Annotated in this window: 23 protein-coding genes; 4 read left to right on the top strand and 19 right to left on the bottom strand. The window is 55.3% G+C overall.

What is annotated here, in order from left to right; all coding sequences use genetic code 11:
• Positions 1-2: 2 nt before the first annotated feature.
• Positions 3-263 carry a class I ribonucleotide reductase maintenance protein YfaE gene (yfaE, locus tag AC2CF9_RS05015; RefSeq protein WP_039385536.1) on the top strand — a complete coding sequence of 87 codons (261 nt, stop codon included), beginning with the start codon at positions 3-5 and terminating at the stop codon, positions 261-263.
• A gap of 352 nt (positions 264-615) precedes the next feature.
• Here yfaE and AC2CF9_RS05020 read toward each other — a convergent pair whose 3' ends face one another.
• Together AC2CF9_RS05020 and elaB are read right to left on the bottom strand one after the other, a co-directional pair.
• Positions 616-1,812: a nicotinamide mononucleotide deamidase-related protein YfaY gene (locus tag AC2CF9_RS05020; protein ID WP_484556388.1), complete on the bottom strand. Its 1,197-nt coding sequence runs from the start codon at positions 1,810-1,812 to the stop codon at positions 616-618.
• A 153-nt stretch (positions 1,813-1,965) separates the two neighbouring features.
• Complete coding sequence (gene elaB, locus AC2CF9_RS05025) at positions 1,966-2,286, bottom strand: stress response protein ElaB (protein WP_150016528.1); 321 nt, start codon at positions 2,284-2,286, stop codon at positions 1,966-1,968.
• Between the two features lie 288 nt (positions 2,287-2,574).
• On the opposite strand from elaB, the gene AC2CF9_RS05030 reads away from it, so the two are divergent.
• Complete coding sequence (locus tag AC2CF9_RS05030; protein WP_039385544.1) at positions 2,575-4,233, top strand: glucan biosynthesis protein D; 1,659 nt, start codon at positions 2,575-2,577, stop codon at positions 4,231-4,233.
• Positions 4,234-4,262: 29 nt separating this feature from the next.
• Here the strand turns inward: AC2CF9_RS05030 and AC2CF9_RS05035 are convergent, their stop codons facing one another.
• The 15 genes from AC2CF9_RS05035 to lrhA all read right to left on the bottom strand — a co-directional run bounded on the left by AC2CF9_RS05035 (position 4,263) and on the right by lrhA (position 21,600).
• A complete protein-coding gene (locus AC2CF9_RS05035; protein ID WP_484556389.1) occupies positions 4,263-4,715 on the bottom strand; it encodes a GNAT family N-acetyltransferase in 453 nt (150 codons plus the stop codon).
• 135 nt (positions 4,716-4,850) lie between these two features.
• Entirely contained in the window at positions 4,851-6,308 is a 1,458-nt protein-coding gene (nuoN, locus tag AC2CF9_RS05040; RefSeq protein ID WP_039385550.1) for an NADH-quinone oxidoreductase subunit NuoN, read from the bottom strand.
• A gap of 6 nt (positions 6,309-6,314) precedes the next feature.
• Positions 6,315-7,835, bottom strand: a complete 1,521-nt coding sequence (gene nuoM / locus AC2CF9_RS05045) for an NADH-quinone oxidoreductase subunit M (protein ID WP_484556390.1) — start codon at positions 7,833-7,835, stop codon at positions 6,315-6,317.
• 224 nt (positions 7,836-8,059) lie between these two features.
• Positions 8,060-9,895, bottom strand: a complete 1,836-nt coding sequence (gene nuoL / locus AC2CF9_RS05050) for an NADH-quinone oxidoreductase subunit L (protein WP_094111123.1) — start codon at positions 9,893-9,895, stop codon at positions 8,060-8,062.
• Positions 9,892-10,194 (bottom strand): NADH-quinone oxidoreductase subunit NuoK, encoded by a 303-nt coding sequence (gene nuoK, locus AC2CF9_RS05055; protein ID WP_013509877.1) that lies wholly within the window; start codon positions 10,192-10,194, stop codon positions 9,892-9,894. Before nuoK ends, nuoL begins: the two co-directional genes overlap by 4 nt.
• The gene (gene nuoJ, locus AC2CF9_RS05060; RefSeq protein ID WP_039385563.1) at positions 10,191-10,742 is read right to left on the bottom strand and encodes an NADH-quinone oxidoreductase subunit J; all 552 of its coding nucleotides are present in this window, start codon (positions 10,740-10,742) and stop codon (positions 10,191-10,193) included. The genes nuoK and nuoJ overlap by 4 nt, the downstream gene beginning before the upstream one ends.
• 10 nt (positions 10,743-10,752) lie before the next feature.
• Complete coding sequence (gene nuoI / locus AC2CF9_RS05065) at positions 10,753-11,295, bottom strand: NADH-quinone oxidoreductase subunit NuoI (RefSeq protein ID WP_039385566.1); 543 nt, start codon at positions 11,293-11,295, stop codon at positions 10,753-10,755.
• A gap of 11 nt (positions 11,296-11,306) precedes the next feature.
• Positions 11,307-12,284 (bottom strand): NADH-quinone oxidoreductase subunit NuoH, encoded by a 978-nt coding sequence (gene nuoH / locus AC2CF9_RS05070; protein ID WP_484556391.1) that lies wholly within the window; start codon positions 12,282-12,284, stop codon positions 11,307-11,309.
• The gene (gene nuoG, locus AC2CF9_RS05075) at positions 12,281-15,004 is read right to left on the bottom strand and encodes an NADH-quinone oxidoreductase subunit NuoG (RefSeq protein ID WP_484556392.1); all 2,724 of its coding nucleotides are present in this window, start codon (positions 15,002-15,004) and stop codon (positions 12,281-12,283) included. Before nuoG ends, nuoH begins: the two co-directional genes overlap by 4 nt.
• Before the next feature lie 112 nt (positions 15,005-15,116).
• Positions 15,117-16,457, bottom strand: coding sequence for an NADH-quinone oxidoreductase subunit NuoF (nuoF, locus tag AC2CF9_RS05080; protein WP_484556445.1), 1,341 nt, complete (start codon positions 16,455-16,457; stop codon positions 15,117-15,119).
• Positions 16,457-16,972 carry an NADH-quinone oxidoreductase subunit NuoE gene (nuoE, locus tag AC2CF9_RS05085; protein ID WP_039379025.1) on the bottom strand — a complete coding sequence of 172 codons (516 nt, stop codon included), beginning with the start codon at positions 16,970-16,972 and terminating at the stop codon, positions 16,457-16,459. The genes nuoF and nuoE overlap by 1 nt, the downstream gene beginning before the upstream one ends.
• Positions 16,973-16,974: 2 nt before the next feature.
• Positions 16,975-18,774 (bottom strand): NADH-quinone oxidoreductase subunit C/D, encoded by a 1,800-nt coding sequence (gene nuoC, locus AC2CF9_RS05090; protein WP_150016533.1) that lies wholly within the window; start codon positions 18,772-18,774, stop codon positions 16,975-16,977.
• Between the two features lie 116 nt (positions 18,775-18,890).
• Positions 18,891-19,568, bottom strand: a complete 678-nt coding sequence (locus tag AC2CF9_RS05095) for a NuoB/complex I 20 kDa subunit family protein (protein WP_039379030.1) — start codon at positions 19,566-19,568, stop codon at positions 18,891-18,893.
• Positions 19,569-19,583: 15 nt separating this feature from the next.
• Positions 19,584-20,027 carry an NADH-quinone oxidoreductase subunit A gene (locus AC2CF9_RS05100; RefSeq protein WP_039379033.1) on the bottom strand — a complete coding sequence of 148 codons (444 nt, stop codon included), beginning with the start codon at positions 20,025-20,027 and terminating at the stop codon, positions 19,584-19,586.
• A gap of 649 nt (positions 20,028-20,676) precedes the next feature.
• Positions 20,677-21,600 (bottom strand): transcriptional regulator LrhA, encoded by a 924-nt coding sequence (lrhA, locus tag AC2CF9_RS05105; protein ID WP_039379035.1) that lies wholly within the window; start codon positions 21,598-21,600, stop codon positions 20,677-20,679.
• Positions 21,601-22,559: 959 nt separating this feature from the next.
• Here lrhA and AC2CF9_RS05110 point away from each other — a divergent pair.
• Both AC2CF9_RS05110 and yfbR read left to right on the top strand, forming a co-directional pair.
• The gene (locus tag AC2CF9_RS05110) at positions 22,560-23,777 is read left to right on the top strand and encodes a pyridoxal phosphate-dependent aminotransferase (RefSeq protein WP_039379037.1); all 1,218 of its coding nucleotides are present in this window, start codon (positions 22,560-22,562) and stop codon (positions 23,775-23,777) included.
• A gap of 119 nt (positions 23,778-23,896) precedes the next feature.
• Positions 23,897-24,496, top strand: a complete 600-nt coding sequence (yfbR, locus tag AC2CF9_RS05115) for a 5'-deoxynucleotidase (RefSeq protein WP_039379039.1) — start codon at positions 23,897-23,899, stop codon at positions 24,494-24,496.
• Between the two features lie 15 nt (positions 24,497-24,511).
• On the opposite strand, the gene AC2CF9_RS05120 is transcribed toward yfbR, so the two are convergent.
• A complete protein-coding gene (locus AC2CF9_RS05120) occupies positions 24,512-25,171 on the bottom strand; it encodes a sugar phosphatase (RefSeq protein ID WP_150016534.1) in 660 nt (219 codons plus the stop codon).
• A 28-nt stretch (positions 25,172-25,199) separates the two neighbouring features.
• On the bottom strand, positions 25,200-25,652 hold the full coding sequence (yfbV, locus tag AC2CF9_RS05125; RefSeq protein WP_484556393.1) for a terminus macrodomain insulation protein YfbV: 453 nt from the start codon (positions 25,650-25,652) through the stop codon (positions 25,200-25,202).
• Between the last annotated feature and the right edge of the window lie 299 nt (positions 25,653-25,951).

The following is a 25,951-nucleotide window of genomic DNA, read 5'->3' on the forward strand; positions in this document are numbered from 1 at the left end:
GCATGAGCCGCGCTGTTGTTATCCTGCGCAGTTCAGGTTCCCGCCTGGAGTGCGCAGATGAACATCCTAATCTGCTGACCACGCTGGAGGCACATAACCTCTGCGTGGAGTTTCAGTGCCGTGAAGGCTACTGCGGCTCTTGCCGCATGCGCCTGGTACGGGGCGAAGTCGATTACGCTGAAACCCCGCTGGCTTTTATTCAGCAGGGTGAAATCCTGCCCTGCTGCTGTAAAGCGCGCGGCGAGATTGAGATTGAGCTATAACCGCCATTTCTGCTGATAGATCTCCCCGCTATTAGCTTCAGGTAAGTCGTCAGAGACGTTACCCCTTGCTGCACCGGCATGAATCCATCCCTGGAGCCTGCCGCCGCGCCGTCCTGGCGCGGAGGCTGCTGCAAGCGGCAACTTCTCTCACGCCCCTGAGGCATATTTACTGCTGCCAGCAAACTTCAGCTTACCGCAGCACCAGCGCTGAGGGGCAGAGGGGATGTTAAGCTAAGCCGGACGTCACGCGGCATGGATGCCGCGTGCCGAGGCCCGCAGGGATGCGGGTTTTGCCGATCCGGGCGTGCTTAACATCCCCTCTGCCCATGCTGATGCTTGCTGCATAAAACATTTAATGCTTTACCGTTTCCAGGATGTCGATCCAGCCGTGTCCGGTTGAAACTTCACTGCCGTGCAGCCAGCGACGCAGCATGTTCATTGCCATCATCGCCACCACTTTCTGCCGGGTTTCCTGATTATGCCGACCGTGTGAAAACTTCACCCGCTGTCCCCAGCCCGCTTCCGGCGTCTGCAGCGCAATCGCGATTTCTCCTTCGGCCAGTTCACCGACAGAGAGCGCCAGAGCGCTGCCCTGCTCTGCCGCCAGCGCGCGTGTCCGCTCAACCTGGGCTTCAAGTGTCTCTGCCTGCGGCGCCAGGATCTCGCCAGCACTTAGCGGCACGCCCGCGGCGGCCAGCTGCCAGTGCAGAAAGCCCGCGGTATACTGCTCACTGGTGGCGAGGCGAAACTCACGCTGCTGCAGCTCACGTGCCAGCAGCGCGGGCAGCCCTTCAGTGCCTTCAAAAATCGTACATTCGGCCAGCAGCAGCTTTACCTGCTGCCAGACCTGCTCCATCGCCACGCGCGCACTGGCAGGCCCGGTAAGCTTGATTTCAATAATCGGCATTGAAGAGCGGTAACCCATTACGACCCCTTCGGGCAGCGCCAGCGGCTCCAGCTCAGCCGCAATATCACTCTCGCCGCGACCAAAGGTCGTCAGGCGCAGGCAGAGCGGGGGTTCAGGCAGGGTAAAGCGCGCTTTCAGGCGCGGAATAATCTCCTGCTCAACCATCACTTTAAATTCTGACGGCACGCCCGGCGTAAAGAAAATCCAGCAGCGGTTGAGCTGGAGTGCGAAACCACAGGCGGTGCCCACCGGGTTATCAATAAGCGTGGCATTGGCCGGGATTTCAGCCTGCTTGCGATTGCTGGCGGCCATCACGCGACCGCGGCTGGCAAACCAGGCTTCCATTTTTGCCAGCCATTCTGTCTGCAGCACCAGCTCGCAACCGCTGGCGGCAGCGGCGGCCTGCGCACTCAAATCATCAGAGGTCGGCCCCAGTCCCCCGTTAACAATCAGCACATCCGCCACCTGGCTGCGGCTCTGTAATGCATCAATCAGCGACGGCAGCGCATCGCCCACGGTTATGCGGCTGGTCATTGGCAGGCCATGCTTAAACAGCACGTCCGCCAGCCAGGCGGCGTTGGTATCCACAATTTGTCCATGCAGCACTTCATCGCCCGTGGCGAGCATCTCAACACGTATCACGTTGCATTCTCCTTGTCCTGGTTACGCTTTACTGTAGAAAGCAGGCGAGGTAAACACAATCATCAGAAAGGGAAATCGGGAAAGAGATCGTAAACAGCGCAGAAAGTGCGGCAGGCGAAGCCGGGCGCAGCGTTGCGTGCGCCCGGCAGCGTATTAACGACGGGCCAGCAGTAAACCTACAAACAGGCCTGCAGCGGCGCCAATACCCACGCCCTGCCACGGTTTTTCATGCACGTAATCATCGGCACGATAAGCCGCCTGTTTGGCACGATAGTAGTAGCTGTCCGAAGCCTGGCTGACGCGGCTCTTCACATCTTCCAGCGCCTGCTCAGCTTTTTGTTTGAGTTCAATATACTTCTGATCGGCCGGGTCGCCGGACGCGCGCAGCACTTCTTCAAGCGTTTCGGTTAACAGCGCCAGATCGTCGTCAACACCTGATTCATAACGGTTATCAAATTGGTCTGAAGATGACATTATGCGGTTCCTCCGTGTTCATAACGTGTCGATTAACTATAGCCACAAATCATAACTTTGCTGGCCGAAATTACGCTGGCACGCTCCGGAAAAGCGTGACGACTTTGTAAAAACAGGCCGGTTAACCCTGAGCGACAGAGAATCTGCTTCGTTTATTTGATTAATCTGATAAATTTTCCGGCGAGTGAATTTTTTGATTGCGCCACTGTCGTAACCCCCTGTAGCCCGACGCTAACCGTCTGGAAACAGACACAATACACCCGAGCAGCTAAGGATTAGAATTCCGGCATGAATCGTAGAAAATTTGTGAAAGCGTCCGTCGCTCTGTCAGCCCTGAGTGGTATGACCGGGCTCTCCTCGCTGTTTGCGCAATCTGCATGGGCCGATGACGGCATCGCCGATGGCAAAGCCGTGCGCTTCGATTTTGATGTATTGAAACAGAAGGCCGCAGCGCTGGCGAAAAAGCCCTGGGGCGGTGCGCCCGGTGCGCTGCCTGACACGCTGGCGACCCTTACGCCGCAAGCCTATAACGAAATTCAGTATGACGCTCAGCACTCGCTGTGGAACAACGTCGCCGATCGCGAGCTGGACGTGCAGTTTTTCCACGTCGGCATGGGGTTTAAACGGCGTATCCGCATGTTCTCCGTTGATGCGGCCAGCCGCGAAGCGCGGGAGATCCACTTTCGCCCGGAGCTGTTTAAGTATCATGACGCCGGTGTCGACACCCAGCAGCTGGCGGGTAAAAACGATCTCGGCTTTGCCGGTTTCCGCGCGTTCAAAAAGCCGGAGCTGGCGCGACGCGATATCGTCTCTTTCCTCGGAGCCAGCTACTTCCGCGCCGTGGATGAAACCTATCAGTATGGCCTCTCCGCCCGCGGCGTTGCTGTTAACACGTTCAGTAACGGTCAGGAGGAGTTTCCTGATTTCACCGCGTTCTGGTTTGAAACGCCAAAAGCAGACGACACCACCTTTGTCGTTTATGCCCTGCTGGATGGTGCCAGCCTGACCGGCGCCTATAAGTTCACCATTCACTGTGAAGAGAAGCGCGTGGTGATGGAAGTGGAAAACCACCTCTACACCCGTAAAGCAATTCGCCAGCTCGGCATTGCGCCGATGACCAGTATGTTCAGCTGCGGTACCAACGAACGCCGCATGTGCAACACCTACCATCCGCAGATCCACGACTCCGATCGCCTGGCGATGTGGAGCGGCAGCGGTGAATGGATCGCCCGTCCGCTGAATAACCCGCAGCGCCTGCAGTTCAACGCCTACAAAGATGAAAACCCGCGCGGCTTTGGTCTGCTGCAGCTGGATCACGACTTTAAAAATTATCAGGATGTGATTGGCTGGTACGACAAACGCCCGAGCCTGTGGGTCGAGCCAACCGGAAAATGGGGTAAAGGCGCGATTAATCTGATGGAGATCCCCACAACCGGGGAAACGCTGGATAACGTGGTCTGCTTCTGGCAGCCAGAGGAGCCGATTCAGGCGGGCAGCGAGCTGAACTTTGGCTACAAGCTCTACTGGAGCCAGCTGCCGCCGGTGCGCAGCGATCTGGCACGCGTGGATGCGACCCGCACCGGCATTGGCGGTTTTCCCGAAGGCTGGGCGCCGGGGGAACATTTCCCGGAGACCTGGTGCCGTCGTTTTGCCGTAGATTTCATTGATGGCGACCTGAAAGCGGCCGCCGCCAGAGGCATTGAGCCGGTCATTACCGTTTCATCAGGCACATTCAAACAGGTAGAGATCCTCTACGTTGAACCGATTAACGGTTATCGCATTCTGTTTGACTGGTATCCGAACAGCGATGCGACCACGCCTGTGGAGATGCGCCTGTTCCTGCGCACCAAAGATGAGACGCTGAGCGAAACCTGGCTCTACCAGTATTTTCCGCCGCCGCCCGATCAGCGTAAATATACCGATGACCGGCAGATGACGCCGGGCTGATAACGATAACGGCGAGGCTTCCCTCGCCGTTATATTTTCTGCATGCCGATATGCGGAATCTCATCTTCAAGGTAAACCGCAGTGACCGCCTGAAAACCGAGCCGGCCATAAAATCCCTCAAGGTGCGCCTGCGCCGACAGATAAATGGCCTGCCCGGGCCAGTACGTTTCGCAGCTGTTCAGCACCTGTTCCATCAGCCGGTAGCCCAGCTTCAGTCCACGCGCTTCTTCAGAGACAATCACCCGCCCCACAACGACCGCCTTATCCGGTTGCATAGGTGTCAGTATGCGCGCGCAGGCCAGCAGCTTACCCTCCAGAAAGCCGAGAATATGACGGTTTTCTGCGGCCAGATCCTGGCCGTCCAGATCCTGATAGGGGCACTGCTGCTCCACAATAAAAACCTGGTTACGCAGCGCCAGCAGCGTATAGAGTTGCTGTGCCGTCAGTTCCTGATGGTGGCAATCAAGCCATGCTATTTCCACAGATCTCCTCCTCTTTAAATGACAATATTCTGAGACTACTCTGTCAGCTGCAGTTACACCATGACGATAGCGGCTGCGGATAGAGATAAAAAAAATCAGGCCCGGAGGCCTGATTTTTGTCAGCAGAAAGCATCGTTACATCAGCGGTTGCGCCATCTGCACCAGCCTGATGAGCGGCTGCGGATAAACACCCAGCAGCAGCACAAGGATGGCGGAGATCAGGACAACCACACCGCCCGCGGTAAATGCCCAGTTAGCAGGCGTATCACGCGTATGCAGCTCTGGCGGGGTGAGATAGAGACTCACCGTGACGCGCAGATAGTAGTACAGGCCGATGGCGCTGCCGGCAACGACTGCAGCAGTCAGCCACCAGAGATGCGCATTCACACCGGATGCGATAACGTAAAACTTACCGATAAAGCCCAGCGTCATCGGAATACCCGCCAGCGACAGCATCATCACCGTCATAACCGCTGAGAGCACCGGACGATGCCAGAACAGGCCGCGATAGGAATAGAGCGAATCGGCATCCGGACCACGATACGGACTGGACATCAGACTGACCACGCCAAACGCACCCAGGCTGCTGAACAGATAACCCGCCAGGTAGACGCCAGCCGTTTCCAGCGACAGCTGATGCGTTTTCACCGCAATCAGCGCGACCAGCAGATAGCCGAGGTGAGCGATAGAGGAGTAGCCGAGCAGACGTTTAATGTTGCTCTGCGAAATCGCCATCAGGTTACCCACCAGGATAGAGACAAAGGCGATAATCCCCAGCACGGTGCGTACCGCTTCGCTGTCGGTCAGCGGCGCGTACATAAACAGGCGCATAATGACACCAAAGATAGCGATCTTGCTGGCGGTTGCCAAAAAGGTCGATACCGGTGCAGGCGCGCCCTGGTAAACGTCCGGCGTCCAGAGATGAAACGGCACCAGCGACAGCTTAAAGCCCAGGCCGATGATCATCATCCCCAGCCCCACCAGCAGCAGCGGCTGCTGGATCATGCTGTCGGTCAGGCTGTTACCCAGCTGAACAAAGCTCAGGCTGCCGGAATCGGCGTAAACCAGCGCAATACCAAACAGCAGAAACGACGAGGCGGCCGCAGAAAGAATGGTGTATTTCAGCGCCGCTTCCAGCGAACGTTTCTGCCGGAAGGCGTAGCCAATCAGGCCAAACAGCGGCAGGGAGAGCAGCTCAATACCGATAAACAGCGCGGCGAGATGGTTGGCACTTGCCAGCACCACGCCACCCAGCGCGGCAATCAGCACCAGCAGGTAAAACTCATCCTTGTTATCCGGGAAGCCCGCCAGCCAGGGATAGGCGAAAGTACAGGTCGCCAGACTCGCCAGCATCACCAGCGCGGTATAAAACATGGAGTAGCCGTCAACGCGCAGCAGCGGCGTGACATCCATTGCGCCCGCCTGACCAACAAACCACAGCGATACCAGCGCAAGGTTCAGGCCAATGACGGTCAGCGTGGCATTAACGAAGTGGTTGCGTCGCCACGCAATGGACAGCATCACCACCACCACCGTCAGTCCGACGATCAACAGCGGCAGTAGCGCGATCAATTGTTGAGGAGTTATTGTCATGGCGAATTACGGCCTTGTAGTTGAAATTGAAGCGGTAAACCACTGCTGAATATTACTCATCGCAGCATGGGACGTATCGAGAATCGGCTGCGGGTAGATACCCAGCAGCACCAGCAGCACGACCAGCACGCCGATGGTGGCAAATTCGCGTACTGACATGCCCGGCAGCGGCTCTTTCGATTTCGCTTCGCCATAGTAAGCACGCTGCATCATGATCAGCGAGTAGACCGAGGCGAACACCAGCCCAAAGGTGGCAATCACGATGATCACAGGCACAACCAGGAAGCTGCCGGTCAGGATCATGAATTCGCCCACGAAGTTGCCGGTGCCCGGCATGCCGAGATTCGCTACCGCAAAAAAGAGTGACAGGCCCGGGATCCATTTGATTCGCGACCACAGACCGCCCATCTGACGCATATCACGGGTATGCAGACGCTCATACAGCTGGCCGCACAGAATAAACAGTGCCGCGGCTGAAAGACCGTGAGCAATCATCTGGATAACCGCACCCTGGAAGGCCAGCTGGCTACCGGTATAGATCGCGATCAGCACAAAACCCATGTGCGAAATCGAGGTGTAGGCGATCAGACGTTTGATATCGGTCTGCGAGAACGCCATCCAGGCGCCGTAGAAGATACCAATGATGCCGAGCCACATCGCAATCGGTGCAAATTCAGCTGAAGCGTTCGGAAACAGCGGCAGGCTAAAGCGCAGCAGACCGTAGGCTGCGGTTTTCAGCAGAATACCGGCCAGATCGACGGAGCCGGCAGTCGGCGCCTGACTGTGCGCATCAGGCAGCCAGCCGTGCAGCGGCACCACCGGCATTTTCACCGCAAAGGCGATGAAGAAGCCCAGCATCAGCAGCCATTCGACATTGCGTGACATCGGCGTTTTCAGCAGCTCTTCATAGCTGAAAGTCCAGACGCCGGTCGCATTGTAGTGCACAAACACCAGCGCCAGAATCGCAATCAGCATCACCAGACCAGACGCCTGGGTGTAAATAAAGAACTTGGTCGCCGCTGTGATACGGGTTTTACCATCCGACGCTTTATGTCCCCAGAGCGCGATGAGGAAATACATCGGCACCAGCATCATCTCCCAGAAGAAGAAGAACAGGAACATGTCGATGGCAAGGAATACGCCGATAACGCCGCCCAGGATCCACATCAGATTGAGGTGGAAAAAGCCCTGATACTTCTCAATCTCGTTCCATGAGCAGAGGACTGCCATCAGGCCCAGCAGGCCGGTCAGTACCACCATCAGCAGTGACAAACCATCAATAGCCAGATGGAAGCGAATACCAAAGCGCGGGATCCACGCAACATCAAAGCTTGATTGCCACTGCGGCAGACCGCTCGCCTGCGTCAGCGAATAGCCCCCCTGCAGCCACAGCTGCAAGCCAAGAGCCAGCGTGAGCCCCATGGTGATCAGGGCGATCCAGCGCGGTACTTTTGCGCCAAGCCGTTCAGCCAGCCAGCAGAGCAGGCCCCCGACGAAAGGTATTATTATTAGCCAAGGTAATAGCACGGCATACTTCCCTTTTTTTAACCTGGTTTCGAGCTATCCTGCTTGCCCGTTTCGTTTCCGGCAGTGCCTGCAATCCTTGCGTACATCAGTACGCTCCGGTTGCTGTGCGCTGGCGATAACAAAACGGGCTGCGCCGATTACGCTTCGTCATTCAGGCAATTTTTACATTCGCTATCAGGAAGAGAAGCGTTTTCTGTCATCTTCTCTTCCAAGCCCATCAATCTTTACATCACCAGCATCAGGGCAAGCACCACAACGGCACCCACACTCATGGAAGCAACATACCAGCGCAGATACCCGTTCTCGCTGACGACCAGACCTTTATTACCAATACGCGACAGCAGCGCAGGCAGGTTCATCAGTGAGTTCAGCGGATCGCGCTGCAGCAGCCAGGCGATACCGAGATAGGGTTTGACAAAGACTTTGTCATACAGCCAGTCGAAGCCCCAGGCGGCAAACCACCAGGTGCCGAAGAAGCGGCCCGGTGCGCTGTTGGCCACGCGGGTCACCAGCTGACGCTTGCCCAGCCAGAGTGCGGCTGCAATCAGGATACCGCTGACAGCGACTAAGCCGGAGGCGATCTCCAGTGCCATTTTGCCGTTTTCGCCAAATTCATTTTCCGGCAGTACACCTGCCAGCGGAGGCGTAATCAGCGCGCCAATGAAGGTGGAGAGGATCAGCAGCACAATCAGCGGCAGATGATGGGTAATGCCTTTACCGGCATGCGCGTGGATCTTCTCTTCGCCGTGAAACACGATAAAGATCATGCGGAAAGTATAGATAGAGGTAAGGAATGCCCCGACCAGACCGGCAACCATCAGATTGATGTGACCATTAGCCAGCGCACCAAACAGGATCTCATCTTTACTGTAGAAGCCTGCGGTAATAAGCGGCAGCGCAGCCAGCGCGGCACCACCCACCAGGAAGCAGGCATAAACCAGCGGAATGCTCTTGCGCAGGCCACCCATTTTGAAGATGTTCTGCTCATGATGGCACGCCAGAATAACGGAGCCAGACGAGAGGAACAGCAGCGCTTTAAAGAATGCGTGCGTCATCAGATGGAAAATCGCCGCATCCCACGCCTGCACGCCCAGCGCCAGAAACATGTAGCCAATCTGACTCATGGTTGAGTAAGCCAGGACGCGCTTGATATCGGTCTGAACCAGCGCAGCAAAACCCGCCAGTACCAGCGTGATAGCCCCGACAATGCCCACCAGGTGCAGAACGTCAGGCGTCAGCAGGAACAGGCCGTGCGTACGGGCGATCAGATAGACACCCGCCGTGACCATGGTTGCCGCATGGATCAGCGCCGAAACCGGCGTCGGACCCGCCATCGCATCCGCCAGCCAGGTCTGCAGCGGCAGCTGAGCCGATTTACCTACCGCGCCACCCAGCAGCATCAGGGTCGCCCACTGCAGCATGCTATTGTCTGCGGCAAAGTGTGCCGGTGCCAGCGCCATCAGCTCACGGAAGTTCAGCGTGCCGAGTTCGTTGTAAAGGATAAACAGCGCAAAGGCCAGGAACACATCGCCCACGCGGGTGATGATAAAGGCTTTCATGGCCGCTTTGCCGTTGTCCGGATTGCTGTAGTAGAAGCCGATCAGCAGATAGGAGCAGAGCCCTACCCCTTCCCAGCCGAGGTACATCAGCATCAGGTTATCAGCCAGAACCAGTACCACCATGCTGGCGATAAACAGGTTGGTATAGGCGAAGAAGCGCGAATAGCCCTCTTCACCACGCATATACCAGGAGGCGAACATATGAATAAAGAAGCCGACGCCGGTGACAACAGAGAGCATGGTCAGCGACAGGCCATCCAGCACCAGGTTCACTTTAATGTCGAAATTGCCAACCTGCATCCAGGTCCACAATGCCTGCGTAAAAGGCTGCTGTCCCTGACTGAAAAATTCCATACCCGCATAGAGCGTGGTCAGGGCTGAAAGACCGACCGACCCCATTCCGACAGCGGCTGACAGGTTCTCCGACCAGCGACCCCGGGAAAACGCTAACAGCAAAAAGCCAATTAGCGGAAACAGTACAGTTAAATAGAGAAGATTCATCCGCGCATCTCGCTCACTGTGTCAATGTTCAGCGTCTGACGACGACGATAGAGCTGCAGCAGCAGAGCCAGACCAATACTCGCTTCCGCTGCCGCAAGGCTGATTGCCAGGATATACATCACCTGACCATCTGCCTGCCCCCAATAGCTGCCCGCTACCACCAGCGCCAGCGCGGCGGCGTTAATCATGATCTCCAGACCAATCAGCATAAACAGCAGATTACGGCGCAGCACCAGCGAGGTCAGGCCGAGAACAAAGAGCACCGCAGCCAGAATCAGGCCATGTTGTAATGGGATCATGCCTGTCCCTCCTTATTGGATGCCGCATCCGTGACGCGATGGCTCATCACTTCAGCGTGACGATCGTCGCGACCGATATGGAAGGCCACCACCAGGCCTGCCAGCAGCAGCATTGAAGCCAGCTCAACTGCCAGAACATATGGGCCAAACAGGCTGATACCGACCGCTTTTGCATCGATAACCGTGCCATCAATACCCTGATCGGTGGCGGTGAGAATAGCGTAAACCATCACCACCAGCAGCAGCGCAGAAACGATGCCGGGTCCCACCCAGAGCGAAGGCTTAAGCCACTCACGTTCCTGCTCCTGCTGCTGCTTGCCGAGATTAAGCATCATCACCACAAACACAAACAGCACCATAATGGCACCGGCGTATACGATAATTTCCAGCGCGCCTGCAAAGTAGGCGCCCATGGCAAAAAACGCGCCGGCAATCGACAGCAGCGAAACAATCAGGTACAGCAGCGCGTGTACCGGGTTCGTATGCGTGATAACGCGCAGCGTCGTCAGCACCGCCACCAGTCCGCAAAGATAAAACGCAAATTCCATACCTGGCTCCTTAAGGTAGTAACCCTTTGACGTCGATCGGTTTGGCTTCGTTTTCCGCGTCGCCCTTCTCTTTTCCGTCGATCGCCATACCCGCCATACGATAGAAATTGTATTCCGGGTATTTGCCGGGTCCCGAGATCAGCAGATCCTGCTTCTCATACACCAGGTCCTGACGCTTAAACTCACCCAGCTCAAAATCAGGGGTCAGCTGAATCGCAGTGGTCGGACAGGCTTCTTCACACAAACCACAAAAAATGCAGCGTGAAAAGTTGATGCGGAAGAATTCCGGATACCAGCGGCCATCCTGCGTCTCTGCTTTCTGCAGCGAGATACAGCCCACCGGGCAGGCTACTGCGCAGAGGTTACAGGCAACGCAGCGCTCTTCGCCGTCAGGATCGCGCGTCAGCACAATGCGGCCGCGATAGCGCGGCGGCAGGTAGACCGGCTCTTCCGGATACATCTGCGTTTCGCGTTTGGCAAAGGCGTGCATACCGATCATCCAGATACTGCGCACTGTCGTGCCGAAGCCAACGACAATATCTTTTAATGTCATCTCAATACCCCTTACTGCGCGTTGTACAGAATCACTGCGGCGGTCGCCAGCAGGTTCAACAGCGTCAACGGCAGACAAACTTTCCAGCCGAACGACAGCACCTGGTCATAGCGTGGACGCGGCAGCGCAGCACGGATCAGGATAAACATCACCATGAAGAACGCCGTTTTCAGGGCGAACCAGATGAATGGCGGCAGGAAAGGTCCATGCCAGCCGCCAAAGAACAGCGTGACAATCAGCGCGGAAACCGTGGTAATGGCGACATATTCACCCACAAAGAACAGACCGAACTTCATACCGGCATATTCAATATGGTAACCGTCAGCCAGCTCCTGTTCCGCTTCCGGCTGGTCAAACGGATGGCGGTGGCACACCGCTACCCCGGCAATACAGAAGGTCACAAAGCCAAAGAACTGCGGAATGATGTTCCACAGGTGCGTCTGGTTTTCAACGATCGCATTCAGGTTAAACGATCCCGCCTGCGCCACTACGCCCATCAGCGACAGGCCAAGGAACACCTCATAGCTCAGCGTCTGCGCAGAGGCACGCATCGCACCCAGCAGCGAGTATTTGTTGTTACTCGACCAGCCGGCAAACAGCACGGCGTAGACGGCCAGACCCGCCATCATCAGGAAGAACAGCAGACCGATGTTCAGATCCGTGACCATCCAGGTGGGTGAAACCGGTACAATCGCAAACGCCAGCAGCAGCGATACAAAGGCAATCACCGGTGCCAGAGTAAAGATGAAGCGGTCGGTAAACGGCGGTACCCAGTCCTCTTTAAAGAACATTTTGATCATATCCGCCGCCAGCTGGAGTGAACCGCCCCAGCCGACACGGTTAGGGCCGTAGCGGTTCTGCCATAAGCCGAGTAAACGACGCTCGGCAAAGCTCATGAACGCCCCGCAGGCTACCACCACCAGCAAAATTACAATCGCCTTAACCACCTTCAGAATGATGTCGATAACGTCCGATGTCAGCCAGCTCATTGCGCAGCCTCCTGCAGTTGATCAATTTGCGCATGCGCAAGGAACGGCGGTACACCCGGCATGCCGAGCGGCAGACCAATTTGCCCCGGCTGCAGGAAAGCGGAGAAGCGTACCGGCAGGCGCAGCGTTTCGCCGGCGCAAACCAGCTCTGCGGCAGCGCCGTGATTGACGCCAAGCTTCTCTGCATCCGCTGGGTTAATCACCAGCTCAGCAGGCACCATACGCTTCTGGAACGTCGGAGAGCGCTGCGTCATCTCTTCACTGCCAAACAGCCGGTAGTAAGGCGCAACGCGGAAATGGCTGCCGCTGGCAAACTGCTCCGGCACATTGCTGAACCACGGCAGTGAGCCTTCGCCCGCTTCAAACAGCCGGACACCCGGATCGCCATTCCGCAGCTTGCCGCCAACTTCATCCTGGAATTTGTTCCACGCCTGCGGTGAGTTCCAGCCCGGCGCCCAGGCAAATGGGATCTGCGAGCGCGGTGCTTCAGGCTGGTTGTTCCCTTCCATTGAGAAGGCAAACATGGTGTCTTTATCCTGCGGCTGACGCGGCTCATGGACGCTGATATTAGCGCGGGCTGCAGTACGACCACTGGCGCGATGCGGTGAACGCGCCAGCTTCTGACCGCGAATGCGGAAGCTGGCATCCGGTGCCGCATCTTTGATGCCTTTCAGCTGCGGCAGCGCAATAATCGCTGCATCAATCACGTGATCCAGCTGCGTCCAGTCGATATGGCGGCTCTCCAGCGCGCTGTGCAGCGAATGCAGCCAGCGCCAGCTTTCCAGCATCACAATGCTGTTGTCATAGTAAGCGGGATCGTAAACCTGGAAGAAGCGCTGCGCGCGGCCTTCATGGTTGATTGAGGTGCCATCACTTTCAGCGAAGCTGGCCGCGGAGAGCACCATGCTGGCTTTCTCCAGCGTGGCGGTCCGCTGGTGGTCAACCACAATCACGCCTGACGCTTTCTGTAGCGCAGCGTCGACGCGGGCTTTCGGCGCGTGGCGATAGAGATCGTTCTCCAGTACCACCAGCGCATCCGCTTCGCCGTTTGTCAGCTGCTCCAGCGCCGCATCCAGCGAGTGACCGCCCATCATGCCCAGCCCTATGCTGTTAGCCGCGCCAGCCAGCAGGGTGATCCCTACGTCGGCACCGCGGGCTTTCAGCGCTTTCGCTACGTTTGCCGCCGCCTCAATCATTGCGGTCGAGCCGGAGTGGGTGCCGGAGATAATCAGCGGCTTTTTCGCCCCTGCCAGCGCCTGCACTACCACATCAATTTTGCTGCTGAGTGACTTATCAATATCACTTACCGCGGGTGCGCTCTCATCCAGCGCGCTGGCGATGGCAAACCCGAGGCGCGCCTGATCTTCTACCGGTGCGCGATAGCTCCACGCCGCGATATCATCCAGACGGGTTTCATCGACGTTAGTGACAAACAGCGGATGTTTCGCATGCTGACCGATATTCAGGATCGCGGCGATCTGCCAGTCTGCGACTTTCTGCGCGGCTGCCATCTCGCGCGCTTTGCCTTTTACGGCCTGGCGCACTGACAGCGCGACGCGCGCGCCCACCTGCGTCAGATCTTCGCCCAGCACCAGCACGGCATCGTAGCTCTCCATTTCGCGCAGTGAAGGCGTATAGATACCGCTGTTCTGCAGCACGTTCAGCATCAGTTCAACGCGCGCCTGCTCTCCTGCCGGCATGCCGGTTGAGAAATTGCCGGCGCCCACCAGCTCACGCAGGGCAAAGTTGCTCTCGATGCTGGCGCGGGGCGAGCCGATACCGATCACGCGTTTCGCCTGACGTAGCATGTCAGCCGCAGCGTTAACCGCCTGCTCTGCGTTCAGCGTAATCGTATCGCTGCCGCGCAGCTGATGCGGGTGACGCGGGCGATCTTTACGGTTGACATAGCCATAGCCAAAACGACCGCGATCGCAGAGGAAATAGTGGTTTACCGTACCGTTATAACGGTTTTCAATACGACGCAGCTCGCCATAGCGCTCGCCAGGGCTGGTGTTACAGCCGACGCTGCACTGCTGGCAGATGCTGGGCGCAAACTGCATATCCCATTTACGGTTATAGCGCTCAGAGTGCGTTTTATCGGTGAACACGCCGGTCGGACAGATCTCAACCAGGTTACCCGAAAATTCGCTCTCCAGCGTGCCATCTTCCGGACGACCAAAGTAGACATTATCGTGTGCGCCATAAACGCCCAGATCTTTGCCGTCAGCATAATCTTTGTAATAGCGTACGCAGCGATAGCAGGCGATACAGCGGTTCATCTCATGGGAGATAAACGGCCCGAGATCCTGATTCTGGTGCGTGCGCTTGGTAAAGCGATAACGACGGAAGCTGTGGCCCGTCATTACCGTCATATCCTGCAGATGACAGTTACCGCCCTCTTCGCAGACCGGACAGTCGTGCGGATGGTTGGTCATCAGCCACTCTACGACGCTTTCACGAAACTCTTTTGCTTCGCCATCATCGATAGAGATAAAAGTGCCATCCGATGCCGGTGTCATGCAGGACATAACGAGGCGACCGCGGGTATCTTCGGCATTCTGGAATTGCTTCACCGCACACTGGCGGCAGGCGCCTACGCTGCCGAGCGCCGGATGCCAGCAAAAATAGGGAATATCAAGGCCCAGAGAGAGACACGCCTGCAGCAGGTTGTCCGCTCCGTTCACATCATATTCTTTACCGTCTACATGGATTGTAGCCATAGTGAACATGCTTCCGTAAGGCTCGTCCGGGGACGAGCGTTAAACATCAAATTCTGTTATCCCGCTTTTCAGCCGGACTGGCGTCTGGCGCCTTCCGTCTACGGTGGCCTGCTTACCAGCGCGCTTTCAGCAGGTTAGGCTGAATACCGCCAATAGAACGGGTATTGCCAAACACCTGCGGCGCAATGCCGGCTTCAAACTCTTCACGGAAATATTTAATTGCGCTCTGCAGGGGCTCAACCGCGCCCGGTGCATGCGCACAGAAGGTTTTACCCGGACCCAGCTGGCGGCAAAGCTGCAGCAGCGTTTCGATATCACCCGGCTGCCCCTGCTTCTGCTCCAGCGCGCGCAGGATCTTGACGCTCCACGGCAGGCCGTCGCGGCACGGCGTACACCAGCCGCACGACTCACGGGCAAAAAACTCTTCCAGGTTACGCACCAGCGACACCATATTGATCTCGTGATCCACCGCCATCGCCAGCGCCGTACCCAGACGGCTGCCCGCTTTACCGATGCTGGCAAACTCCATCGGCAGATCGAGATGCTGGTCGGTCAGAAAATCGGTTCCCGCGCCGCCTGGCTGCCACGCCTTAAACTTCAGGCCATCGCGCATACCGCCGGCATAATCCTCGAGAATCTCGCGGGCGGTAATGCCAAACGGCAGTTCCCAGACGCCGGGGTTTTTAACGCGGCCGGAGAAGCCCATCATTTTGGTGCCGGCGTCTTCACTTTTAGACAGCCCTTTGTACCACTCCACGCCGTTCAGGAAGATAGCCGGCACGTTGGAGAGGGTCTCAACGTTGTTAACGCAGGTTGGCTTGCCCCAGACGCCGGCGCTGGCCGGGAACGGTGGCTTGGAGCGCGGGTTAGCGCGACGCCCTTCCAGCGAGTTGATCAGCGCCGTCTCTTCACCGCAGATATAGCGGCCCGCGCCGGTGTGAACAAACAGCTCAAAATCAAAACCGGTGCCGAGAATATTTTTACCGAGATAGCCCGCTTCTGTAGCTTCGGCGATGGCGCGACGCAGGTTCTCTGCTGCTTCGACATATTCGCCGCGCAGGAAGATATAGCCGCGATAAGCTTTTAGCGCGAAAGCGCTGATCAGCATGCCTTCCACCAGCTGATGCGGCAGCTGCTCCATCAGCAGGCGGTCTTTATAGGTGCCTGGCTCCATCTCATCCGCGTTACACAGCAGGTAACGGATATTCATGGACTCATCTTTTGGCATCAGACTCCACTTCAGGCCGGTGCTGAAGCCTGCACCGCCGCGCCCTTTCAGGCCCGAGTCTTTGACCGCCGTAACGATTTCATCCTGGCTCATGCCTTTCAGCGCTTTTTCGGCGCCAGCGTAGCCATTTTTGCTGCGGTACTCTTCCAGCCAGACCGGCTGTTTGTCGTCGCGCAGACGCCAGGTCAGCGGATGCGTTTCCGCAGCACGAATAATGGGTTTCATCATTGATACTGCTCCAGTAGCGAGGCGATACCTTCCGGCGTCAGGTGAACGTGCGTATCGTCATTCACCATCATGGTCGGCCCCTTATCGCAGTTGCCGAGGCAGCAGGTAGGCAGCAGCGTAAAGCGGCCGTCTGCCGTTGTCTGGCCGGGTTTAATATGAAGATTCTGCTCCAGCGCCGCCTGAATACCCTGGTAACCAGTAATGTGGCACACTACGCTGTCGCAGTAGCGGATCACGTGACGGCCAACCGGCGTACGATAAATCTGGCTGTAGAACGTTGCCACACCTTCGACATCGCTGGCCGGAATACCCAGCACATTAGCAATCGCGTGGATAGCGCCATCCGGCACCCAGCCTCGCTGTTTTTGCACGATCTTCAGCGCTTCAATTGAGGCTGCACGCGCATCCTCGTAGTGATGTTTTTCATGCTCAATAGCGTGGTGCTCGGCCTCGCTCAGCACAAAGACCTCATTCGGGTCGATGGTTTGAATGGCAATTTTTTGATCGTGCATAATTAGCGGTCCACGTCTGACATAACAAAATCGATACTACCGAGGTAGACGATAAGATCGGATACCAGGCTGCCGCGGATCACTGACGGGATCTGCTGCAGGTGCGGGAAGCTTGGCGTGCGCACGCGGGTGCGGTAGCTCATGGTGCTGCCGTCGCTGGTCAGGTAGTAGCTGTTGATCCCTTTCGTCGCCTCAATCATCTGAAACGATTCATTGGCGGGCATCACCGGTCCCCAGGAGACCTGCAGGAAGTGGGTGATCAGGGTTTCAATGTGCTGCAGCGTACGCTCTTTCGGCGGCGGCGTGGTCAGCGGATGGTCCGCTTTGAACGGCCCTTCCGGCATGTTGTTCAGGCACTGCTCCAGAATACGCAGCGACTGCCACATCTCTTCCATTTTCAGCTGTACGCGGGTGTAAGCATCGCTGATGCCTGCGCCAACCGGAATTTCAAAATCGAAGTTTTCGTAGCCTGAATAAGGACGCCACTTACGCACGTCAAAGTCGAGGCCGGTTGCACGCAGACCCGCACCGGTTGTGCCCCACGCCAGCGCTTCATCCATATTGTAAGCGGCTACGCCCTGCGAACGCCCCATCAGCACGGTGTTGCGCAGTGCCGCTTTGTCATACTCTTTCAGGCGTTTTGGCATCCAGTCGAGGAACTCACGCAGCAGACGCTCCCAGCCTTTCGGCAGATCGTGCGCCACACCGCCGATACGGAACCAAGCGGGATGCATGCGGAAACCGGTAATCGCTTCCACGACATCATAAATTTTCTGACGATCGGTAAACGCAAAGAACACCGGCGTCATTGCGCCAACGTCCTGAATAAAGGTTGAGATATAGAGCAGGTGGCTGTTAATACGGAACAGCTCAGAGAGCATCACGCGAATGACGTTAACGCGGTCTGGTACCGTGATCCCGGCCAGTTTCTCTACGGCGAGTACGTAAGGCATTTCATTAACACAGCCGCCCAGATACTCGATACGATCGGTATAAGGGATATAGCTGTGCCAGGATTGCCGCTCGCCCATCTTCTCGGCACCGCGATGGTGATAGCCAACGTCAGGTACGCAGTCGACAATCTCTTCACCGTCAAGCTGCAGAATGATACGGAAAGCACCGTGCGCAGAGGGGTGGTTCGGGCCAAGGTTGAGGAACATAAAGTCCTCATTAGCCGTGCTGCGCTTCATGCCCCACTCTTCGGGTTTGAACGTCAGCGACTCCATTTCCAGATCTTCTTTCTGCTTAGTCAGCGTAAAGGGATCAAATTCAGTCGCGCGCGCCGGATAATCTTTACGCAGCGGGTGCCCTTCCCAGGTCTGCGGCATCATAATGCGCGTCAGATGAGGATGCCCCTGAAACGTAATGCCAAACATCTCCCAGGTTTCGCGCTCATACCAGTTGGCGTTGGCGAAAATAGTGGTGATGGTTGGCACATTCAGATCGTTTTCAGATAACGCCACCTTGAGCATAATGTCGCGGTTGCGTTCAATAGAAAGCAGATGATAGAAAACGGAAAAATCCGCAGCAGGCAGGCCTGCGCGGTGGGTACGTAAACGCTCATCAAAGCCATGCAGGTCATACAGCATGACATAGGGCTTAGGCAGCTTGCGCAGGAACGTTATCATTTCCAGCAGCTGTTCGCGCTTTACCCAGACTACAGGAATGCCGGTGCGGGTTGCCTGAACAGTAAAGGCGTCCGGCCCAAAACGATTACGCAGCTCGCCGATCACCGGGTCATCCAGGTGCTCACGGGTTTGCCATGCTGGCTGAGCGAGATCTTGCGTGGTCAAATCTGTCATACGTTACTCACCATTCCGGCCTGTTATCAGGCACTCAAAAGAAGGCGTCAGGATGGCGGCACACACTACGTTGTCATTTTCTGATGCGGCCGTTACTCCATCCGTGTACGGGATACTTACACTTCGTCCGGGGTTCTCAGGTTAGTGACGGCAATGCGCTCGCCACGTTTCCTTTCACGTTCAGACTGCATGTTGGCGCGATATACACCCTGGTCACCGACTACCCAGGAGAGTGGACGGCGCTCTTTACCGATCGACTCACGCAGCAGCAGCAGCGCCTGCATATAGGCTTCCGGACGCGGCGGGCAGCCTGGAATGTAAACATCCACCGGCAGAAATTTATCCACACCCTGCACGACAGAATAGATGTCATACATCCCGCCTGAGTTAGCGCAGGCACCCATAGAGATCACCCATTTGGGTTCCAGCATCTGATCGTATAAACGCTGAATAACGGGTGCCATTTTGGTAAAAGGCGTACCGGCAATAACCATAAAGTCAGCCTGGCGCGGCGAGGCGCGCATAACTTCAGCGCCAAAGCGTGCCACGTCATGCACCGCAGTAAATGACGTGGTCATCTCTACGTAGCAGCAGGAGAGGCCAAAGTTATAGGGCCAGAGAGAGTTTTTACGCCCCCAGTTCACCATGTCATGCAGAGCGTGTTCCAGCTTGCCCATATAAACGCTACGGTGAACGTGCTGTTCCAGAGGATCGGTAACAATCTCCTGTTTCTGCAGAGGATAACGATCGCCATCCCCGCCGTTCGGGTCTACGCGTGTCAGCGTGTAGTCCATCTTATTGCCTCGCTTTTACTGCTTATGAGGGTTGGTGTGACTGTGGCTGACCGGGCTTGATTTGACCACTACGCGACGACGCGCAGGAGCCCAATCCAGCGCGCCGATGCGAACCAGATAAACCAGGCCTGCCAGGAGCACCAAAATGAAAATTGCGGCTTCGACAAAGCCGACCCAGCCGCTTTCGCGAATGGAGGTCGACCAGGCGTATAAATAGAGGGCTTCCACGTCGAAAATGACGAAAAACATGGCAACCAGATAAAATTTTGCAGAGAGGCGGATGTGGGTATCGCCAACCGATTCAATACCAGACTCAAACGGGGTGTTTTTGTAACGCGCTTTAGCACGTCCACCAAGCAGCCAGCCGCCGGTTAACATAAAGGCACAGAGGCCAAATGCGATCACAATAAATACAATAAACGCCCAGTGATGAGCGATGACTTCGGTGGTTGTTGACATACGCTTTGCTTACTCATCAAAAGTGGCGATGGCATCCTGCACGGTTGCAGCAAACACACCACATCGATTCAAGGGAAGGATAAAAACCTTATAAACGTTGCTGTCTTTCCTGATTAGGCAGCAATTTTATGGGGTTTTTTACTCCTTTCTATAACCTTTTGTCAACTTTGACAAAAGTATCCAAACATTATTTTACACCCGCATCATATTATTAACATATACCCTCATCAGCGCCAGCTAAATCGCTTCAGTTTGTGCGGTTAATTTCAGTGTCGCGGGGTTTTACATGCATGGATCGTGCGTTTAACACTCACATTTTGACAGGTCTTCCGCAGATTTCCCTCTCCCTGGCAGGGTTATTTTTTTGATCCAGAACACACTTTTGCGCTTTTAGCTCTAAAAAGCAGCGTCTATGGCAGGGTCGACGGCCGTAAAGAAGGCATTTTTTGATAAAGAATTTCTAAAATGAATAAAATTGAAACAACCGCTCGCTTTTCGGAAAGCGCAATAATTATCGGTCATAAAAAACGTGTGTCTGGCCCTGGTCAACAGGCACAAAAAAAGCCTTAGTCACTGTTACGCCGACTAAGGCTTTTTTATAGCAATTATACAGTGCGTAACGCGCGTATTACCGCGGTATCACTACGACTTACTCTTCATCATCCAGCAGCAGTGAGCTATCCGGATTTGCACTGAGATTGTAAGGATCGTTTGTCGACTGCATAGCGTTGAAAATGGCCAGCGCCAGTTCATTATCGCTGTCAGCGTTACGACACAGCAGATATTGCGTATCCGGTAACACAGGTAAACCTTCGGCTGCGCCCATTACGCGCAACTCAGGACTCATCATCTCAACCGGACGTGCCGTGACACCCAGACCAGCTTTAACGGCCGCGCGCACTGCTGCCAGCGTTGATGCCACGTAAGAGATACGCCATGGAATGCCCGCTTCGTTCAGATGATCTATCGCCATATCGCGATATGGGCTCGGTTCATCCAGCAGTACCAGAGGAATCGCTTCGCCGCGCTGGAAAATATAGTCAGCGGCACAGTACCAGAGCGTTGGTGAAGTACGCAGTACCTGATGCGTAAAGTTACCCGGGCTGGAGGTGGTCACCACCAGATCGACTTCTCCCTGGTTCAGCATCTCCATCATAAACGGGTTACGTTTTACACGTACATCGATGGCGAGCTTTGGATAGACTGACGTCACCCGGTTCAGCAGGAAAGGCAGAATGGTATCTGACGTGTCATCAGAGGCTCCGATAGTCAGAACGCCCTGAATATTGCTGTACATAAGTGAGGTGCAGGCTTCGTCATTGAAACGCAGGATTTTCCTGGCATAGCCAAGCAGCTGGATACCGTGCTCCGTCAGAAGTTTGTTACGTCCATGTCGGGCAAACAGCTCTTTACCTACCAGTTGCTCCAGACGTTGCATCTGCTGGCTTACCGCTGACTGAGTTCTGCACACAGCCGCTGCCGCCGCCGCAAACGTATTCAGGTCTGCAACAGCAACAAATGTACGCAGCAGATCGAGGTCGAGATTCAGTATCGGACGATTTGCATTAGTCATGATTTTTTCTTCACTTTATAAGATTTTTAGAACTACTACCCTGGTGTATTGCCACAAAATCAAAGAGATAAGGGGCAATGGTGCTTACTGACAATCTCCAGAGGGGATCGTCTTAAAACCGAGTTCAGGCGGGTAATGACGAGCATACGTTCTCTGGCAGCAGAGAGGCGGCGTCATTAGAGACAGAACAACTTCAGGGCCAAAGACAAGAGTCGTACCGGTGCTGGAAGCTGTGTAGTTGCCTGGTTGCCTGCATAAAAGGTTGCAGAGCAAAAAAAGAGATAACACGTTGTTATGTCGAAACGAAGCCATAAAGTGCTTCAAATAATAAATTATACTTAATCATTTTTACGCATTAAAGGGAAATGTTTTCGTGCAAAACATCAAATTTTTTGCTGAATAAGCCCATTTGGCCCCTTTGGTAACGCCGGGGTTAAATTTTGACCAACTGGTTTGTAAACTTATTTGGAGCAATAAAGTTACAGAAAAACGCTCATTGTCCGCCAGTATTGCGATCGCACCCGTTGCTATTCGCGCAATTTCTATGCTGAGACTGCGCATAAGAATGCAGATATTGTCGCTGCGCCATGCATGAGTTAACGCCAGCTGAATAAAACATCATCATTTAGCAAGATACGCTTAACTATTTCATTGCGCAGCTAATCATTAGCATGGAAAGCATAACCCGGTTTTCTTATGACAGCGCTGCAGCTGGCATAGCCGTTACAGGCAAACCATATCGCTATTTACCAAAATAATAATCTGTTAAATTAGCTACAGGCAGTCATAAAAGCCAATTTAATCGGCATATAACTATAATTTAGCTACTCAGACCGGGAATCTGTCTCAATCACGCCAAAAGCCGCAGCCGCCCTTCTTTTGTTATCAGGAGAGGAGTAAATTGGGCAGGTTTTAACTGGGTGGCGGGTTAAAGGACTCTGCCCGAAAAGGCGGCAACGATGAATTTCCAAATTGATAAATCCGGTAAGCTGGAAAATGTCTGTTACGACATTCGCGGACCGGTACTAAAAGAAGCAAAGCGACTCGAAGAAGAAGGCAACAAGGTTCTCAAGCTGAATATTGGCAACCCTGCGCCATTTGGTTTTGAAGCACCTGATGAAATTCTGGTCGACGTGATACGTAATCTGCCGGGCGCGCAGGGATACTGCGACTCCAAGGGGCTCTACTCTGCTCGTAAAGCCATTATGCAGCATTATCAGGCGCGTGATATGCGCGACGTTACCGTTGAAGATATCTATATCGGCAATGGGGTATCAGAGCTGATCGTGCAGGCGATGCAGGCGCTGCTCAATAGCGGTGATGAGATGCTGGTGCCGGCACCGGATTACCCACTGTGGACGGCAGCCGTTTCACTCTCCAGCGGCAAAGCTGTCCATTACCGATGCGATGAGTCAGCCGGCTGGTTTCCGGATCTGGATGATATCCGCAGCAAAATCACACCGCGCACGCGTGGTATTGTGATTATCAACCCCAATAACCCGACCGGCGCGGTTTACAGTAAAGAGCTGCTGCTGGAGGTGGTGGAAATAGCGCGTCAGCATAACCTGATCATCTTTGCTGATGAAATTTATGACAAGATCCTCTACGACGATGCGCAGCATCACTCCATTGCGGCGCTGGCACCCGATCTTCTGACGGTAACCTTTAACGGGTTGTCTAAAACCTATCGCGTGGCCGGTTTTCGTCAGGGCTGGATGGTATTGAACGGGCCGAAAAAACACGCCAAAGGCTATATTGAAGGCCTGGAAATGCTCGCCTCTATGCGCCTGTGTGCCAACGTGCCCGCTCAGCATGCGATTCAGACCGCGCTCGGGGGCTACCAGAGCATCAGCGAATTTATCGCCCCTGGCGGACGGCTCTACGAGCAGCGCCAGCGTGCCTGGGAGCTGATTAACGATATTCCCGGCGTAAGCTGCGTTAAACCGCAGGGCGCGCTTTACATGTTCCCGCGTATCGATCCGAAAAAATTTAATATTTATGACGATCAGAAGATGGTGCTCGATTTCCTGCTACAGGAAAAAGTGCTGCTGGTACAGGGCTCCGCCTTTAACTGGCCACATCCGGATCACGTGCGCATTGTTACTCTGCCGCGGGTAGACGATCTGGAGATGGCGATCGGCAAGTTTGGACGTTTTCTGCAGGGTTACCGGCAGTAAGTCACCTTCTGCTGCAGCCAGCCAGGTGCTGAACCTGTCATGTACCTGGCTGCAGTCAGGTATATACTGTATGCATTCCGGGGAGGGGTTTCCTCCCCGCTGTGCTGACAGGATGCTGTATGACTCAAAGCCACTTTTTCGCTCACCTCTCCCGCCTTAAACTCATCAATCGCTGGCCGCTGATGCGCAATGTGCGTACAGAAAATGTCTCTGAACACAGCCTGCAGGTCGCGATGGTGGCGCATGCGCTGGCGGTGATCAAAAATCTGAAATTTGCAGGTGAACTCAATCCCGATCGTATTGCAATGCTGGCGCTCTATCATGATGCCAGTGAAGTGCTGACCGGCGATCTGCCAACGCCGGTTAAGTATTACAACGCGCAAATTGCGCATGAATATAAAAAGATTGAGAAAATTGCCCAGCAAAAGCTGATCGAAATGCTGCCGCCGGAACTGCAGGAAGCGTATCGGCCGCTGATTGATGAACACCACTATAGCGCGGCTGAACAGGCTGTGGTTAAACAGGCTGACGCTCTCTGCGCCTATCTGAAATGCCTTGAAGAGCTCTCTGCCGGCAACCATGAATTTTCACTGGCTAAAACGCGGCTGGAGAAGACCCTGACCGAGCGGCGTTCACCTGAAATGGATTATTTTATGGAGGTGTTTGTCCCGAGCTTTACTCTGTCGCTTGATGAGATTTCACAGGAGACCCCGCTCTGAGCGAGCGGGTATCGTTCAGGCGCGCAGGCTCAGCGTAAAGGCGCCGGTGTCGTTCTGCGTAATTTCCAGCGTGCTCAGATCGGGCAGATTAAACAGCACCTGGTTCAGGCCGGGCGTATCTGCCGCCGGATCGATGGCGATCACTGCGCTGCCAGCCGCAAGGCCTGCCGCAATACCTGCGGGCGCATCTTCAACCACCACACATTCAGACGGATGCAGGCCCAGACGCTCTGCACCCAGTAAATAGGGCTCCGGATCGGGCTTGCCGCGCCGGATATCATTGGCCGTAATAAACACCGCTGGCAAAGGGAGCTCAGCTGCGCGATGCCGGGCGTGGGCTACCGGCACCGAACCGGAAGTGACAATCGCCCAGGGGATGTTCTGCTCATTAAGCAGCGTCAGCAGCGCACGCGCGCCGGCTATTTCCCGTATGCCCTGCGTATCCCGGGCTTCCTGCTGCTCCAGCCAGTGAAATTCCGCCTGGATGGCGGCCTCACTCTCGCCGCGCATGAAATGGCGCAGCGAATCGATAGCGGGTTTGCCGTGAATATAATCGAGTACCACATCAGCGCTGAGCGCGTGACGTTCGCCCCACTGCGTCCAGCAGCGGTTCACTGCCGGCAGTGAATCCACCAGCGTGCCATCCAGGTCAAACAGAAATCCTTTAAAATTCACCTGCTGCTCCTTATCCGGTTATGCAGAGTTAAAGATCGTCCAGAAAGGTGCGATCCAGCTGTCTGAACGCCCGTTTAAGCACATCAGCCAGCGCCTGATAGGTGGGCTTTCCCTCTACCGGTGCAATCGCCTGCCCCGCCTCTTCCAGTTTGCTGCGGACTTCGTTGAACCACTGCAGCAGCGCAGGCGGCAGCGGCGTACCGGCTCGTTTACCCAGCCACCACAATCCCTGCATCGGCAGGCTGCAGGCAAACAGCGCGGTGGCGATGGCTGGCCCCAGCTGCCCGCCCAGCGCTATCTGCCACGTCAGGGTAAATACGGCCAGCGGCGGCATAAAACGGATGGCAAAGCGGGTCGCCGTAACGACCCGATTTTCCGGAAACACTGGCGCCAGACGTTTATCCGCAGGCCAGGTTCTCATGTAGTGTTGTCCGCGCTGGAATAAGCCAAACCAGCCCGGATTACCTGCGTCATTCGCCATTATGCACCTCAACTAATACTGCATTATTTAAAATAAATTTGTAACTACACAACTTTACGTGACATCCTTCAAAACATTTTGTTTTTGCAGGTGACAGTGGGTATTCTGACGCCGTTTTCAGTAACATTACCGGAAGCTGCCGCCTGATTAAAGCACAGCCAGAGCCAGGTATTGCTACAGCGCTTTCAAAAATTTGCGTAAAATTACCGAATTTTTTTTGCGTGTCGTTTTCTTTTTAGCTGGCGCATGATGTTAATCATAAATCGCCCCGCTTTCATGGGCTACGCTGTTAGTCTGAT

It is taken from the genome of Pantoea sp. SYBGC1 (genome assembly GCF_057197005.1).

Bases quoted from the DNA above. Each gene is read 5' to 3' on its own strand.
- AC2CF9_RS05030 (WP_039385544.1), top strand. From the start codon at position 2,575: ATGAATCGTAGAAAATTTGTGAAAGCGTCCGTCGCTCTGTCAGCCCTG.
- yfaE (WP_039385536.1), top strand. From the start codon at position 3: ATGAGCCGCGCTGTTGTTATCCTGCGCAGTTCAGGTTCCCGCCTGGAG.
- nuoH (WP_484556391.1), bottom strand. From the start codon at position 12,284: ATGAGCTGGCTGACATCGGACGTTATCGACATCATTCTGAAGGTGGTT.
- nuoN (WP_039385550.1), bottom strand. From the start codon at position 6,308: ATGACAATAACTCCTCAACAATTGATCGCGCTACTGCCGCTGTTGATC.
- nuoG (WP_484556392.1), bottom strand. From the start codon at position 15,004: ATGGCTACAATCCATGTAGACGGTAAAGAATATGATGTGAACGGAGCG.
- AC2CF9_RS05100 (WP_039379033.1), bottom strand. From the start codon at position 20,027: ATGTCAACAACCACCGAAGTCATCGCTCATCACTGGGCGTTTATTGTA.
- nuoC (WP_150016533.1), bottom strand. From the start codon at position 18,774: ATGACAGATTTGACCACGCAAGATCTCGCTCAGCCAGCATGGCAAACC.
- nuoK (WP_013509877.1), bottom strand. From the start codon at position 10,194: ATGATCCCATTACAACATGGCCTGATTCTGGCTGCGGTGCTCTTTGTT.
- nuoJ (WP_039385563.1), bottom strand. From the start codon at position 10,742: ATGGAATTTGCGTTTTATCTTTGCGGACTGGTGGCGGTGCTGACGACG.
- nuoI (WP_039385566.1), bottom strand. From the start codon at position 11,295: ATGACATTAAAAGATATTGTCGTTGGCTTCGGCACGACAGTGCGCAGT.
- lrhA (WP_039379035.1), bottom strand. From the start codon at position 21,600: ATGACTAATGCAAATCGTCCGATACTGAATCTCGACCTCGATCTGCTG.
- AC2CF9_RS05095 (WP_039379030.1), bottom strand. From the start codon at position 19,568: ATGGACTACACGCTGACACGCGTAGACCCGAACGGCGGGGATGGCGAT.
- AC2CF9_RS05110 (WP_039379037.1), top strand. From the start codon at position 22,560: ATGAATTTCCAAATTGATAAATCCGGTAAGCTGGAAAATGTCTGTTAC.
- yfbV (WP_484556393.1), bottom strand. From the start codon at position 25,652: ATGGCGAATGACGCAGGTAATCCGGGCTGGTTTGGCTTATTCCAGCGC.
- yfbR (WP_039379039.1), top strand. From the start codon at position 23,897: ATGACTCAAAGCCACTTTTTCGCTCACCTCTCCCGCCTTAAACTCATC.
- nuoE (WP_039379025.1), bottom strand. From the start codon at position 16,972: ATGCACGATCAAAAAATTGCCATTCAAACCATCGACCCGAATGAGGTC.
- elaB (WP_150016528.1), bottom strand. From the start codon at position 2,286: ATGTCATCTTCAGACCAATTTGATAACCGTTATGAATCAGGTGTTGAC.
- nuoL (WP_094111123.1), bottom strand. From the start codon at position 9,895: ATGAATCTTCTCTATTTAACTGTACTGTTTCCGCTAATTGGCTTTTTG.
- nuoF (WP_484556445.1), bottom strand. From the start codon at position 16,457: ATGAAACCCATTATTCGTGCTGCGGAAACGCATCCGCTGACCTGGCGT.